The sequence below is a fragment of the Pseudonocardia adelaidensis genome, assembly GCF_039543345.1.
Classification (GTDB): domain Bacteria; phylum Actinomycetota; class Actinomycetes; order Mycobacteriales; family Pseudonocardiaceae; genus Pseudonocardia; species Pseudonocardia adelaidensis.
On the sequence record NZ_BAABJO010000029.1, the window covers coordinates 1 to 15,100 of the forward strand.

The window sequence follows — 15,100 nt, forward strand, 5'->3', positions numbered from 1 at the left end:
CAGGTTCTCGCTGCGTGTGCCGGGCGGCGGCCCTCGTACCGGGCGTACTCGGGACGTCGGCCGGTGCGCGCAGCGTGGGGCTGGGCCGCCGAATTGTTCGGCGGACTTCCGGCGGGGGGCACTAGCGTTCGACCGCCGGCGCGAGGGCCGGCGGGGGGCACGGGCCGGGCATGAACGAGAGCGGGCTGCGCGAGCGGCAGCAGCACCATCCGAACCGGCAGCAGTCGAGCCGGCACAGACGGGCCCGGCACCATCCCGCGCCGCCGCTCACCTGGCGCCGCCTCGCCGGGCGCACCAGCACCGTGGTCGGCACGGTCGTCGTCATCGCCGCCGTTGCCGAGACGCTCGGTGCCGTGGTGGCGGGCCGGGTGGCCGAACACCCCGGCGTCGGGCTCGTCGGGCTGCTCGGCGCGCTGCTGGTCGGCGCCACCGTCCTCGACACGGCTGGCCGCACCGCGTTCTCCGGGGTCGTCGGGCACGCCGAGGGCCGGCTGCGGGCCGACCTGCTGCACGCCGCGCTCCACCAGCCGCTGCCGGCGCTGGAGGAGCAGGCCGTCGGGGAGGTGCTCGACCGCGTCGACGACGACCCCCGCCAGCTCGGCGTCCTGGTGCGGCGCACCGGCTGGCAGCTCGGGCACGCCGCGCTGCGGTCCGTGCTGGCCTGGGTGGCCGCCGGGCTCACCTGGTGGCCGGCCTGGATCGCCTTCCCGGTCGTCGGGCTGCTGGTGGTCGCCGTGGTGCGCCCGCTCACCGCCGCCATCGCCGAGCGCAAGCTCGCGGAGGAGGCCGCGTGGTCGGACCACTCAGCCCAGCTGGAGGAGGCCGTAGCGGGGCGCGACGACGTGCGCTCCTCGCTCGGTCAGGCGCACGTCGTGCGGCAGTACGCGCTGCGTTCGCGGGAGGTACTGCGCCGCGTCGCGGCCACGTGTGCCGCCTCCACGCGGGTGGGGCTGCGCACCGGGCTGGTCCTGCACGGGATGCTCGCCGCGCTCGCCGTGGCCGGCGCCGCCCTCGTCGGCGGGGGCTCGCTCGGGGTGGCGGAGCTCGTCACGCTGTGGCTGCTCTTCACCACGTTCGGCGGGCAGCTGAACAACATCAGCATGCAGATGCCGGAGGTGCAGGCCGGCCTGGGCGCGCTCCAGCGCGTCCGCGGCCTGCTCGCGGCGCCGCAGGAACCGGAGGGCGGACACCGGGTGCCGGCAGGACCGGCGGCCGTGGAGGTCCGGGACCTCACGTTCGGCTATCCCGGCGGCTTCGCGTTGCGGTCGGTCGACCTCACCGTGCCCGCCGGCACGACGTGCGCGCTGGTCGGGCGCACCGGTGCGGGCAAGTCCACGCTCGCCAAGCTGCTGTCGCGCGCCGTGGAGCCGCCACCGGGCAGCGTGTTCCTCGCCGGGCAGGACGTGACCACCACCGACCTGGCGGACCTGCGCCGGGCCGTCGGCGTGGTCACCCAGCGCACGGAGATCCTCGCGGCCACGCTCGAGGAGAACATCACGCTCTTCGGTGACGTCCCGCGGGCCGCGGTGGACGCCGCCGTCGACGCGCTCGGCCTGTCCGGGTGGGTGGCCGCGCTGCCCGACGGCCTGCAGACCCGGCTCGGTGCCGGCGGCACCACCCTGTCCGCGGGCGAGGAGCAGCTGGTGGCGTTCGCCCGGCTGCTCGTGCGGGACGTCGCGGTCGTCGTGCTCGACGAGGCCACAGCGCGCATGGACCCGCAGACCGAGCGCCGCGTCACCCGCGCCGCCGACCGGCTCCTCGCGGGGCGCACCGGCATCGTCATCGCACACCGGCTCTCCACCACCCGCCGCTGCCACGCCGTGGCGGTGCTCGACGGCGGGTGCGTGGTGCAGCACGGCGATCGCGCCCGGCTCGCGGCCGAGCCGGGACCGTTCCGCGACCTGCTCGCCGCGGCCGGCGACGGCGATCCCGCCGTCGAGCCCGCCGCTCCCCGGTTCGCCACCGCGGTCCGCCGCCCGCCGAAACCCGCTCCCCCGCGGGTACGTGCACCCCTGGCCCGCACGGTGCTGCGCACGATGGTCGCCCACCCCCGCTGGGGCGTGCTGGGTGGCATCGCCTTCCTCGTGGCGTCGCTGCTGGGGGTGTGGGGGGCGGTCACGGGCTGGCTGTGGGGCCGGCTCGTGAGCGCGCTCGAACACGGGACGTCGCCGTGGAGCTCGGCCGCCGCCCTGGCCACGACGCTGCTGCTCGCGCCGCTGGCCCTTGCGATCGCCTTCCGCACCTACCCGCAGTGGTGGTCGGCCGTCACGCTGCGGATGCGCCTCGCCGTGCTGTGCGGGCAGACCATGCAGCGACGGCTGGCGTGCACCCCCGCGGGCGAGGTGGTGGCGAGGGCGTTGGACTCCGACCGCCTCGTGCTCTACGTCGACCGCTGGGTCGACGTCGTCAACGGAACCCTCGTCGTGCTGGCGACGGCGATCGCGAGCCAGAACCCGCTCGCAGGAGGTGTCCTCGGCGCCGTGCTGCTCGTGTCCGCGGCGGTGTCGGCCCTCGGTGCCCCGTTGGCGGGGTCGTCGGCACGTGTCGCGGGCGACGCACGGGCCCGGTTCGGGGCGACGCTGGTGTCGGTGCTCGACGCCGCGCGCACCGTCAAGCTCGCCGCGGCCACGGCGGCGGTGCAGGCGCACCTGCGCCGGGTGGACGGGCACCGGGTCGCGGCCGCGGTGCGCGAGCAGCGGGTGCGCATGCTGCTGGAGGGCGCGCCCGCGCTGCTCACGCAGCTCGGCGTGGTGACGGCGTGGGCGGTGCACCTCGCGGGCGGCTGGGACCTCGCCACCGCCCTGCTGGTCGCCACCGTGGTGAGCGGGTCCGGCTGGTTCGGCGTGGTGTTCGGCGCCGCCGTCACCGAGGCGCCGGTGGCGCACCGCTGGCTGCAGGCCACGTCCGAGCTCGCAGGCGGCGCCGACATCACCCGGGTACCGCCCGGCGTCGACCTCACGGCCGGCACGGCCCCCGCGCCCCCGGCACCCGGCCGGGTGCCGCTCGAACGCCTCTGCCTCGACCGCGTCACCGCCGTGCACGACGACGGCACCGTCGGCGTGCGGGACGTCGACCTCACGATCGAGGCCGGCTCGCTCGTGCTCCTCACGGGTCGCGTCGGCTCGGGCAAGTCCAGCCTGCTCGCCAGCCTCGCCGGGCTGGTCGACCACGAGGGCAGCATCCGCTGGAACGACCGCGAGGTCGACGACCCCGAGCTGTTCCTGCGCCCCGGTCAGGTGGCCTACGTCGGCCAGGTGCCGCGCGTGCTGTCCGGCTCGTTCTCCGACAACATCGCGCTCGACCACGACCGGCGGCTGCTGCGCGCGCTCGACGACGCCCGCCTCGAGGCCGACGTCGACGAGGCCGGCGGGCACGGGGCGCTGATCGGCCACCGCGGCGTCCGGCTGTCCGGCGGGCAGGTGCAGCGGCTCGCGCTGGCCAGGGCCCTCGCCACCGAGGCCGAGCTGATCGTCGCCGACGACGTGTCCTCCGCGCTCGACGCCCGCACCGAGGTGGAGCTGTGGGACGCGCTGCGCCGCCGCGGCACCACGGTGGTGGGCTGCAGCTCCAAGCGCTCCGCCCTCGCCCGCGCCGACTCGGTGGTGGTGCTGGAGGACGGGCGGATGGCGGCGACAGGGCCATGGTCCGAGCTGGCCGAACGCTGGGGCCACCTGGCCGGCTGACCAGAACCCGTGAGTGGATACGAGTGCTCTGGGGGACGGTAGCCGGCGGAGCCGGCGGGGTGGGTAGGTTCAGCCCTCGTATCCACTCACGGCCAGCCCAGGCCCTCCTCGATCCGGCTCGCCAGCAGGTCGGACATCGACGTGCTGTACGTGGCCGTCAGGTGGTTGTCGTCCATGTAGACCAGGACGTTGCCGATGACCGGCGGGCAGCGCTCCGCGTCGCACACCGCGTCGGCGATGTCGACGAAGGTGACGTTCGCCGGCACGTCGGGCAGGTCGGCCCACGGCGGGGTGGGCGCGTAGATCTCCGCGCGGTCCACGCCGCAGCCGTCGACGTCCTCGGGCCGGGTCTGCACGCAGTCGGGCACCGAGTGGTCGAATCGCGGGTTGTCGCGCAGCGCGAGCACCGGGATGCCCTGCTCGTCGAGCTTGCGCCACTGCTCGACGAAGCCGGCGGGGGTCTGCTCCGTGTGCCCGATGCGGGCGTCCCGGCTGGCGAGCGTGACGACGGCGTCGGGCTGCAGCGCGGTGATCTCGTCGGCGGCGGCGGCGTTCCAGGCCAGGCAGTCCGGCTCGTCCGGCACCACCTCGGACGCCGTGGAGAACGGGCAGGCGCCGCGCACGATGGCGATGATCTGCCAGTTGTGCCGCTCCGCGATCGGCAGCAGCGCGCCGGTGAGCTGCTGGGCGTGCGAGTCGCCCACCACCACGATCCGGCGTTCGGGCTGCACGGGCTCCTGCGTGTCCTCGGCGACGCGCAGCGGCTGCGCGCACGCGTCCATCGGGAACCCCGCCATCGGGCTGCAGTCCCACCGCTCGATGCGCACCCAGTCCTCGGTGACCGCCACCGCCGAGGGCAGCAGCGGCGCGGGCGAGACCTCCTCGTCGGAGAGCAGCGCGTGGGCACCGGGATGGGCGTCGTCGCCGAGCGCGGCCTCCGGGTCGACGCGCAGCGCGGCGGCCACCTGCCAGGTGAGCGCCACGGCGAGCACGGCCGCGGTGCAGGCCACCGTGGTCCGGACCTGCCGGCGGGTGCCGCCGCTGCGGCGGGCGAGCGGCTTCTCGACGCACTCGTGGGTGATCGCGGCGAGCACCGTGGCGGCACCGATGATCAGCGCGCCGGTGCCGAACCCGGCGGACTGCTCGCCGCTGCCCTGCAGGTACAGCACCAGCAGCGGCCAGTGCCACAGGTACAGCCCGTAGCTGATGTCACCGAGGTAGCGGGCGGGCGCCGCCGTGAGGAACCGGTCGGCGCCGAGGGACGCGCCCGTGCGGCCGGCCAGCAGCACGAGCGCCGCGCAGCCGGTGGGCCACAGCGCGGCGATGCCGGGGAAGGCCTGCGCGACGGGGATCAGCGCACCGCACGCCACGAGCCCGACCACACCGGTCCACCCCGCGGCCACCCGGGACCGCGCCGAGAGGACGACCCGGTCGCCGTGCAGCGCGAGCAGCCCGCCGAGCGCGAACTCCCACAGCCGGGTCAGCGTGTGGAAGTACGCGAGCGGCTGGTTGGTGATCGTGAGGTCGACCGAGTAGACCAGCGACGCCGCGAACACCCCGAGCAGCGCCATCGTCGCGGTGCGCCGGAGGCTGCCGGCCCGGTCGGGCTGCGCCGCGTTGCGGCAGGCCAGCGCCACCACCGCGAACAGCAGTGGCCAGAGCAGGAACACCTGCATCTGCACCGACAGCGACCAGAAGTGCTGGGCGACGCTCTCCACGTTGCCCCGGGCGGCGTAGTCCACCGAGTCGGCCGCGAGCTGCCAGTTCTCCAGGAACAGGGCCGCTGCCACGACCTCGCGCACCGTCTGGCCCCAGCGGCCCTCCGGGACCACGAGCACGGCGGCCACCGTGGTGACGACGAGGACCACGGCCGCGGCGGGCACGAGGCGCGCGAGGCTGCGGGTCCACCGGCGGCGGACGTCGAGGTCGCCGCGTTCGGCCGCGCGCACGAGCTGCCCCGTCAGCAGGAAACCGGACACCAGGAAGAACACGTCGACACCGCCGGAGACGCGGCCCACCCACACGTGGTAGACGGCGACGAGGAGGACCGCGAGCGCGCGCAGACCCTGCAGCTCCGGCCGGTAGCCCGCCGCTACACCGGGCCTCACGACCGGGTGCCCACCCGGCTGCTCACGCGGCGTCATGCAGTCCTCCCCCTCCGCGATCGGTCATCCGAGTTTAGGAAGGCGCCAGTTGCGATCTTCGGCCGCGTCCGGATCCTCACCGGATCTTGACCCTCTGGTAAGGCGATGGGCTCTACGCTGAGCGTCCGGGCCGTGAGCGCGTGGGGGGACGAGTGAGCCTGGACCTCGAGAGCACCACCCGCCCACCGGCGAGCGGCGCCGGGAGCGGCCTGCGCCGGCGGCTCCGCGTGCTCGCCACCGGTCCCACCACGCCCGACCGGCTCCGTCGCGTCGGCGCCGTCCTCGTGCTGGGGTGCCTGCTCGCCGGCGTGTTCAGCCTCGTCGACGGCTCCGCGCGCACCGGAGCGGTCCGCGACGGCGGCACGCGCATCGCCGCCGTGCACGCCGACGCCGCCGAGATGTACCGGTCGCTCGCCGACGCCGACGCGATGGCGACGAGCGGCTTCGTGTCCGGCGGGCAGGAGCCCGCGCAGCTGCGCGCCCGCTACGACCGCGACATCGCCGACACCACGGCCCGGCTGGTGCACGCCGCGGGCCTGCTGCCCGCCGACGACCCCGCGGCCCCGGCCATCGCCCCGATCTCCGCGCAACTCCCCGTCTACACCGGGCTCGTGGAGTCCGCGCGCACGCTCAACCGGCTCGGCTACCCGCTCGGGCAGTCGAACCTCGACAGCGCCTCCCGGCTGATGGCCCGCGAGATACTGCCGGCCGCCGACGAGCTGCGCGCGCTGCAGGCCACAGCTCTCACCGACGCCTTCGGCCGCGCCGCGAGCACACCGTTCGCCGTGCTGCTGATCGGACTCGCCGCGCTCGCCGCCGTGGTGGACGCCGCGGTGCGGGAACGCCGGCGCACGCAGCGCGTCCTGTCGGTGGGGCTCACGGCCGCGGCGGCCGCCGTCGTCGTGATGCTGCTGTGGTGGGTGGTCGCCACGTCGGTGGCGAGCGGCCGGCTCGGCGACGCCGAGCGGCACAGCGGCGTCGCCGACACCCTGGACGACGCCAGGGCCGCCGTGCTGCAGGCGCGCAGCAACGAGAGCCTGGTGCTGGTGGCGCGCGGCGGCGGCGCCGCCGACACGGGCTTCACCACCGCCATCGACGGCGTGCTCGGCACCACGACCGAGCCCGGCCTCCTCGCCGCCGCCGCGGACGCCGCCGAGCCGGCCACCGACGACCGGATCGCCGCGGTCCGCACCGCCGCCGACGAGTGGCGTACGGCGCACCGGACGTTGCGCGAGCTCGACGACGGCGGCCTCTACCGCGAGGCCGTCGCGTCGGCCACCGGGGAGGACCCGGGCGGTTCCGGCGCCGCGTTCGACCGGCTGGGCGGGGTGCTGGGCGAGACGATCGACGCCGAGCGGGCGGCGTTCCGGGCCGCGTCCGACGCCGCCGCGGCCGCGCTCACCGGGCTCGCGGTCGGGCCGGCCGTCCTGGCCCTCGTGGCGGCGGCCGCGGCCGCCTACGGGATCGGGCAACGGGCGGAGGAGTACCGGTGAGGCACCCCGTCGATGCCCGCAGACCGGCGATCTACCTGGTGGTGGGCGTCGTGCTCGCGCTCGGCGCCGCGCTGCTGGGCGGACCGGCCGCCACCGGCGCGCCCGCCGGGCCCGCGCCCGCGCCGCAGGCCGCAGCACCCGCTCAGCCCGCGCCCGCCTGCACCGAGGTGCGCGAGAGCCTCCGCCCGCGGGGGCCGCTGCCCGCGCCCGGCGCGATGCCGGCAGGCTCCACGATGGCCGCCATCGCCCAGCGCGGCCGGCTCATCGCCGGCGTCGACCAGGGCAAGTTCCTCACCGGGTACCGCAACTCGCTCACCGGCACCCTCGAGGGCTCCGACATCGACGTCGTCCACACGATCGCCAAGGCGATCTTCGGCGACCCGCAACGGGTGCAGTTCGTGGTGCTGAACATCGCCGACCGGGCCACCGCGCTGGAACGCGACCAGGTGGACGTGGTCGTCAACAACTTCACCGTCACCTGCGAGCGGCAGCGGACGGTGGAGTTCTCGGCCCCCTACATGCCGGCCTCGCAACGCCTCCTGGTGCCGCTGGGCAGCGGGATCCGGGAGGTCGAGGACCTCGGCGGACGCACCGTCTGCACCTCGCTCGGCTCCACCACCGAGGTCGTGCTGCGCGACCTCGGGCTCCAGGTCGAGACGCTCCCCGGGATCCCGGACTGCGTCCTGGAGATGCAGCGCGGCCGGGTCGCCGCGGTGTCGAGCGACGACGTGATCCTCGCGGGGCTCGCCGCGCAGGACCCCAACACGCGGGTGGTCGGACGGGCGCTGGACACCGCCCGCTACGCGGTGGGCATGCGACCCGACGAGCCCGACCTCGTCCGTTTCGTCAACGGGGTGCTCGAGGCCGCCCGCGCTGACGGCAGCCTCGCCGCCAGCAACCGGTTCTGGTACACCGGCCGGCTCGACCCGGTGCCGCCTCCCCCGCCGCCGGTCTACCGGGACTGATCCGAGTGGCCCGGGCCCACCAGCGTGATCGTGGTCCAGGCGCCCAGCTTGACCACGTCGCCGTCCGCCAACGGCACGGGCGTGTTGGGCGGGATCGGGTCCGGTCCGTCGCCCACGATCGTGCCGTTCGTGGAGTCGAGGTCCACCACGTCCCACCCCCCGTCGACGCGGCGGACGAGCAGCGCGTGCAGCGACGACACCCCCGGGTCCACCGGGTGGGCGGACAGGTCGATCTCCGGCTCGATGCCCCGCGACCGGCTGCGGCGCCCGATCGACAGCTGCGGGCCGTCGAGCACGAACCGCCGCTCGGTGCTGAACGCGGGGAACTGCAGCGAGCCAGCGTCCGGCCCCTGCCGGCTCAGGACGTCCTCGAACCAGGCGCGGTCGGCGCGCACCACCGCGGTCCACGTCCCGCCCGCCGGCTGGGATGCCTGCTGCGGCACGTGCTGGGACGCCTGCTGCGACGCCGCCGGGGCCCCCTCCGGCGCCGGGGCGGCGGGTGCATCGGACGGCGGCCCCAGTGCGCTGTCGTACCCGCAGACCTCGCAGAAGCGGCCCTCTCGGGCGGCCCCGCAGCTCGGGCACCGTCCGGCGGGCGCCGGGGCGGCGGGCACATCGGCCGATGCGCCCCGCAGCCGCAGCCCGCAGACGTCGCAGTACTCGCCCGTGGCGCTGCTGTGGTCCTCGGTGCAGGTGGTCATCTACTCGCCCCGCACCCGCACGGTTCGGGTGGAGCGGGTGTCGAGCGTCATCTCGTCCACGTCGGCGACGGCCTTGCGCAGCCGCACGGTGCCCGACGGGGCGTCGACCACCTCCACCACCCGCTCGAGCAGCCGGGCGGTGCCGTCGTTGCCCGACGCCGCCGCGAGCGCGACCGCGCGCCCGAGCCGGGCCGTGGCCGTGGGCTCGTCGCCCGCCTTCCGCGCCGCGAGGCCCTCCTGGATGGCCTCGGCCAGCTCCGCCTGGCCGGTGTAGTGGGCGACGCCGCGGCTGATCCGCGTCGACAGCCCGGTGTCCTCGGTCCAGATCGCCTTCACGAGGCCCTGCCCGAGCACCTCACCGGATCCGGACCGCACGACGCTCACCCGCCCGGCGAGCATCTCGTCGCCGACCGCCCCCGCCGGGACGTCGATCGCGAGGTGGTAGTCGCGGGTCTCGGCGCCCCACGAGCCGAGCGGGTAGTCGCCGCTCTGCCGGGCGGCCTCGGTGCGGCGGCCGGTCAGGTCCTCGACGGTGGACGCCACCTGCTTGACGAACCGGACGCTCGCGTCCCGCGGCGTCCACAGGCGCAGGACGAGGTCGGCCATGCTCTTGCCCATGGCCACGCCCATGATCGACTCGAAGTCGGCCGCGAGGTCGTCGGGGTCGGCCACGATGTCCACGGTGCCCAGCAGCGCGGTGGCGATCGTGCGCAGCTCGTCGACCCGCCAGTCGGTGCCCACCCCGCGGCAGTCGCAGGTGAAGGCGCCGAGCACGCCGTTCAGCGCGTTCGCGAAGTACTCCGGCGACTCACCGTTCTGGCCGTCGGTGAGCAAGATGGCGTGCTTGATCGAGCCGGGGTGCGCGCGGGCGAGTGCGCCCACGTGCGTCAGCCAGTTCCCGATCCCGGTACCGCCGTCGGCCCGCAGCCGGTCGACGAGCCGGCTCGCCTCCCACCGGGTCGTCTCGTCGGCCACGACCGTGCCGTCGGCCGGGTAGACCTGCCGCGCGACGTGGTTGCCGGCCACCACCGCGAACGACACGCCGTCGCGCAGGGCGTTGATCGCCGCCACCGTGGCCCGCCGCGCGGCGTGGATCTTGCTCCCCGTCATCGACGTGGAGCAGTCGATCACGATCACCTCGAGCACGTCGGACGCCGGGGCCGGACCGGCCGCGCCGTCCCCGGCGCCGACCGTGACGATCGCGTCGACCCGGGTGGCGTCCACCGGCAGGTAGCTGTTCTGGTCGACCTCGACGGTGAACGTCCCGGATCCGGTCGTGGCAGCGTCGGTCATCCGTGCCTCCTCTCGTTCGGGGGCTCGACCGGCACGGCGACCACCGTGATGTTGTCGCGCCCGCCCGCCTCCAGGGCGATGGCTGTGAGGGCGCGGGCGACGGCAGCCGGCCCGCCCCGTGCGAGCGCGGGCAACGCCGCCTCGGCCAGCTCCACCGCACCCGGCAGGTAGTTCCACAGCCCGTCCGAGCAGAGCAGGAGCAGCCCCGGCCCGGCCGGGCGCATGGTGACGATGTCCGGCTCGGGCTCGCCCCCGGCCCCGAGCCACCGCGTGATCGCGTGCGCCCGCCGGTCGGCCAGCGCCGCCTCCATGTCGAGCGCTCCCGCGGCGACCATCTCCGCCGCCCACGAGTGGTCCACGGTCAGCACGCGCGCGGGCTCGGCCGCGTCCGGCGCGGCCAGCCAGTAGGCCCGGCTGTCGCCGACCCACCCCACCGTGATCACCGTGCCGGGCCCCGGACCGTCCCCGGCGCCGGGCTGCACGACGGCTGCCACGAGCGTGCACGAGGGCGGGTTGCGCAGGTTGCCCTCTGCGACCGCCTCCACCGCGGCCGCGGCCTGTGCCACGGCCTCCGCCATGTCGGGCCCGCTCGGGTGCAGCAACCGCTCCAGCGCGGCGTCGGCGCCCGCGCGCGAGGCCAGCTCCGGGAAGTCCACGGTGGACACGCCGTCGCAGACCACCGCGGCGACGAGCGCCTGCGCGCCGGGCGCCGCCGTGGTCGTCTCGAGCACCCCGACGGCCATCGCGTCCTCGTTGCGGGCGTGGGAGAGCCCGCGGTCGCTCACGCCGGCGATCCGGCCGAGGTCGGCCTCGACGTGCTCGGTGCCGTCGGAGCGGCGCAACCCGCAGTTGCCGCAGTAGACCTCCCCCGCCCCGTCGACGCCACCGGACCCGTTCCCGTGGTCGGACGCGCGGCCGTTCGCGCCGCACCCGGGGCAGGGGCCCGTCGGTACCCGGGCGGCGCCGCCGCGGCGCAGCCACAGGTCGTGGCCGCAGTTCTCGCAGAAACGGTGGTCGTCCACGGCGTCTCCGCACCGGGGGCACACGGCGACCGGTGGGCTGGTCCGTTCCGGCATCGACTACACCCACGTCCGGGGGCGCACGGCGTTGGCCCGGTCGACCAGCACGACCCGGTGCGCCGGGTCGGACGCGAGCCGGGCCGAAGCGCGCAGGCTCGTCTCGAGGGCCAGCCGCAGCGACCGCTCGTCCCACGGGCACCTCAGGAGCGCGTCGCCACCCGCACCGTTCGGGGCGAGCTGCACCGCCTGCTCGAACAGGAGGGTGCGCACCCGCTCCCCGGTGGCCTCGTCGAGGCGCAGGTCCTCCACGCGCGCGGCCGCCGACCGCAGCTCCTCCTCGCCGGGCCGGACGCCGAAGCGGCCGGAGAGCATCACCTCGACCGCGGCGAGCTGGGCGACGACGAACGCGCTGGACGCCTCGGGCACGGCATCGAGCGCCTCGAGCGCACCGCTGCGGTCGCCTGCCCGCACGCGCACCCTGGCCAGCCCGAACGCGGCGTCGGCCACCCCGGGGTCCGGCCGGGCCACCAGCGCGTAGTAGCGGCCGGCCGCCTCGTCGTGGCCCGCGCACTCCGACGCGGCGGCGAGCGCCAGCTTCGGCGCCGCCTCGCCGGGGAGGGTGGAGTACACGGTGTCGAAGGCCGTGCACGCCGCGTCGACGCGGCCCTCGACGAGCGCCGTGACGCCGCGGAACCAGTCCAGCCGCCAGTCGTCGGCGTCCTCGGCGGCGAGCGCGTCGAGCGTCTGCGTGGCCGCCGCCGGGTCGGACGCCTCGAGGTGGGCGCGCACGAGGGCGAGCTGCAGCGCGCGACTGGCCTTCGGTGCCGCGGCGAGCACCCGCTCGACGTCGGCGGGGGTGCTGGGCGCCGACGCGGTGAGCAGCCCGGCCCCCGGGTCGTCCCGGTCGACCAGCGGCACCGGCAGCAGCGCGGCCACCTGCGCCGGGTCCGGCCGGCCCGGGATTCCGGTGTCCGGTGCTGCGGTGTCGGGGTCGGCGGTGTCGGGGTCGGCGCTGTCGGGGCCGGCGCTGTCGGGGCCGGCGCTGTCGTCGGCGCCGAGCCCGGGGCCCGTGAGCAGCCCCGGCGCGAACGTGCCGCGGGGCGGGCCGAACACCGTGGAGACCGCCGGGGGCACCGGGCCGCGGTCGCCCGACCCGTCGTCGACGCCTTCCGCGCGGTCGGTGGCGAGCACCTCCCGCAGCACGCCCCCGAGCTGGTCGGCCATCTCGTCGGCCGACTCGAACCGGCGCAGCGGGTCGGGGTCGGTGGCCCGCAGGAGCAACCGGTGGAACGACTCGTGCCGCGCCAGCACCGGGTGCTCCCCCGGATCGGGGATCGGGGTCGGCACGCCGCGGCGGGTGGGCGGCATGCCGAGGGCCAGCACGGCCAGCGTGCGGCCGACGGTGTGCACGTCCGAGGCGACGGACGGGCCGTTGTCGACGACGCCCTCGGCGCCGATCTCCGGCGCCTGGTAGCCCTTCGTGCCGAAGACGTCGCTGGTGAGGTCGTCGAACCGGATCACGGCACCCAGGTCGATCAGCTTGAGCTGCCGCTCGTACTGGATCACGTTCTCCGGCTTGAAGTCGCAGTAGGCCAGGCCGTTCGCGTGCAGGTAGCCGAGGGCCGGCAGCATCTCCAGCATGTAGGCGATCGCGCGCGGCACCGGCATCGGGTCGAGCGTGCGGTCGGGGCGGCGGCGGTCGTCCATCAGCTGCTTGAGCGACGAGCCGCCGACGTACTCCATGACGATGTACCCGACGGGGGTGCCGTCCTCGTCGGGGTGCTGCACGAAGTTGTGGATCGTGACGATGTTCGGGTGGCTCACCTGCGCGAGGAACCGCCGTTCCGCCACGGCCGCCGCCATGGCGTGCGCGTCGCCGGAGTCGAGCAGGCCCTTGAGCACCACCCAGCGGTTGTCGACGTTGAGGTCGGTGGCGAGGTAGATCCACCCGAGCCCGCCGTGGGCGAGGCAGCCCTGCACCTCGTACTGGCCGGCGACGACGGTGCCCGGGGTGAGCTTCGGCGTGAACGAGTACCGCGTGCCGTCGTGGGGGCAGAAGCCCTCGGGCCGGCCGGGACGATCGCCCTTCGACCGGCCGACGGGCTTGCCGCAGGTGCTGCAGAAGCGCTTGTCCTCCGGCACCTGGGGGTCGGTGAGCAGGGCGTTCTTCGGGTCGACCCGGGGCACCGCCGGCACGTCGACGAGCCCGGCGCCGAGGCGGCTGCGCGCGGTGGTGGAGGTGCGGCCCGAGCCGCGGCGCGAGGGGCGGCTGCCACCGGTGCCGCTCGACCAGCTGCTCGGCCCGCTGACCGGGGCGGTGGACGGCCCTGTCGACGACCGCCCGGACGGCTCGCCCGCGGCCGCCAGGCCACACGTGTCGCAGTACCCGCCGTCGATCGTGCCGCCGCAGGCGGGGCGCTCGCAGGGTTGCGGACCGGTCGCGGCAGCCGAGGACGGTTGCGGGGTGGGGGGAGCCGCGGCCAGCCCGCAGGTGTCGCAGTAACCGCCGTCGATCGTGCCGTCGCAGCCGGGCCGGCCGCAGGCCTGGGATGGGGTCATGCCGACCTGCCCGTGGAGCTGTCGCCGGTGGCCAGCAGCTGCTGGTAGGACACCAGCGCGCGGGTGGCGGCGGCGAGATCGGCGGGGCGGGTCCAGAGCAGACGGCGGACGTCGCCGTCGACGGCGAGGAGATCCGGGCGTTCGGCGAGCCCCAGCCTGCCGGCCTTGGCCCGGTAGGCCTCGAACCGGCCGCGCAGCTCGGTGCGCCGTTCCAGCAGGCCGTCGGCGAGCGCGTGGGCCGCGCGCACCTCCGCCGCCGCCGCGGCCACCTCGGCCTCCAGGTCGCTGAGGGCGCGGGCGCGGGCGGGCCACGTGCGGCGGGTCGGCAGGCGGCCGTCGACCAACGCGGTGAGCACACCGCGCAACGCCGTGGCGCGGTCCGGAGGTGCGTCGAGCGGGGCGGTGACGACGAGCTCCTGGGCGCGCAGCCGCACCTGCTCCGCCGCGGCGCGGGCGGTCTCGATCGCGCTGATCGCGGCGTCCACGCCGGCGAGGCGGGCGTCCCACGCGTCGCGGGCGGCGGCGGCGCGGCCGAGGTCGGCCGTGAGGGTGTCGACCCGTGCCCCGAGCTCGGCGAGCGCCGCGTCCGGTGGCGCGTCGGCGAGGGCGAGCGGGTCGGTGGTGTACCTGGCCGTGAGCTCCTCGACCCGGGCGGTCAGCTCCCCCACGCGGGTGTCCTCCAGGTCGGCCGCCAGCTGCCGGGCGGCGCGCAGGCGCTCGGCGAGCGGACCGATCGCGGTCAGGAACGTCTCGTGCAGGTCGTGGCTGGTGACGAACAGGTCGTGGACCCGGTCGAACGCTGCCTCCATCCGGTCGGCGAGCTCGCCGAGCGTGATGGTGTCGACGCGTTCGACGGCGCCGGTGAGCCGCCGCTCGACCACGGAGCGCCCCACCTCGATGGACGGTTCGCGCAGCAGCCGGTGCAGCTCGGGGTCGTCGGCGCCGCGGGCGAGCGCGTCGCGGGCGGAGGCGACCACCCGCCGGTAGGTGTCGAAGTCCCGCCACAGTCCGGCGAGGTCGGCGCTCGCCCGCGCCCATTCCCGCTCCGTCCGGCCGGTCAGCCCGCCCGCGGAGAGCAGCGCGTGGCCGGGATGCTGCTCCAGTTCCACCAGCGACGTCGCGATCCGCCCCTCGGCGGCACTGCGCTCCTCGAGCTCCGCTTCCACCCCACCGGCGGGCACCCGGCCGCTTCCGCCCGTCATCCGCTGTCACGCCCCCCAGCCACACAGCACCCCATCGTGTC

At 76.1% G+C, this 15,100-nt stretch carries 9 protein-coding genes; 3 read left to right on the forward strand and 6 right to left on the reverse strand.

Annotated elements, in window-relative coordinates:
• Positions 1-170: 170 nt before the first annotated feature.
• Positions 171-3,683 (forward strand): ABC transporter ATP-binding protein, encoded by a 3,513-nt coding sequence (locus ABEA81_RS30555; protein WP_345609771.1) that lies wholly within the window; start codon positions 171-173, stop codon positions 3,681-3,683.
• An 86-nt stretch (positions 3,684-3,769) separates the two neighbouring features.
• Here ABEA81_RS30555 and ABEA81_RS30560 read toward each other — a convergent pair whose 3' ends face one another.
• Positions 3,770-5,827, reverse strand: a complete 2,058-nt coding sequence (locus tag ABEA81_RS30560; RefSeq protein WP_345609773.1) for an acyltransferase family protein — start codon at positions 5,825-5,827, stop codon at positions 3,770-3,772.
• Positions 5,828-5,979: 152 nt separating this feature from the next.
• Between ABEA81_RS30560 and ABEA81_RS30565 the strand changes: the two genes are divergently transcribed.
• Entirely contained in the window at positions 5,980-7,320 is a 1,341-nt protein-coding gene (locus tag ABEA81_RS30565; protein ID WP_345609775.1) for a hypothetical protein, read from the forward strand.
• Positions 7,317-8,285: a glutamate ABC transporter substrate-binding protein gene (locus tag ABEA81_RS30570; protein ID WP_345609777.1), complete on the forward strand. Its 969-nt coding sequence runs from the start codon at positions 7,317-7,319 to the stop codon at positions 8,283-8,285. The genes ABEA81_RS30565 and ABEA81_RS30570 overlap by 4 nt, the downstream gene beginning before the upstream one ends.
• Here ABEA81_RS30570 and ABEA81_RS30575 read toward each other — a convergent pair.
• The 5 genes from ABEA81_RS30575 to ABEA81_RS30595 are packed head-to-tail and all read right to left on the reverse strand — an operon-like array spanning position 8,273 to position 15,059.
• On the reverse strand, positions 8,273-8,986 hold the full coding sequence (locus ABEA81_RS30575; RefSeq protein ID WP_345609779.1) for an FHA domain-containing protein: 714 nt from the start codon (positions 8,984-8,986) through the stop codon (positions 8,273-8,275). The genes ABEA81_RS30570 and ABEA81_RS30575 overlap by 13 nt on opposite strands.
• Positions 8,987-10,279, reverse strand: a complete 1,293-nt coding sequence (locus tag ABEA81_RS30580) for a vWA domain-containing protein (protein WP_345609781.1) — start codon at positions 10,277-10,279, stop codon at positions 8,987-8,989. It lies immediately after the preceding gene.
• Complete coding sequence (locus ABEA81_RS30585) at positions 10,276-11,301, reverse strand: serine/threonine protein phosphatase (protein ID WP_345609783.1); 1,026 nt, start codon at positions 11,299-11,301, stop codon at positions 10,276-10,278. Before ABEA81_RS30585 ends, ABEA81_RS30580 begins: the two co-directional genes overlap by 4 nt.
• Before the next feature lie 57 nt (positions 11,302-11,358).
• The gene (locus ABEA81_RS30590) at positions 11,359-13,857 is read right to left on the reverse strand and encodes a serine/threonine-protein kinase (protein ID WP_345609785.1); all 2,499 of its coding nucleotides are present in this window, start codon (positions 13,855-13,857) and stop codon (positions 11,359-11,361) included.
• Positions 13,854-15,059 carry a hypothetical protein gene (locus tag ABEA81_RS30595; protein WP_345609787.1) on the reverse strand — a complete coding sequence of 402 codons (1,206 nt, stop codon included), beginning with the start codon at positions 15,057-15,059 and terminating at the stop codon, positions 13,854-13,856. The genes ABEA81_RS30590 and ABEA81_RS30595 overlap by 4 nt, the downstream gene beginning before the upstream one ends.
• Between the last annotated feature and the right edge of the window lie 41 nt (positions 15,060-15,100).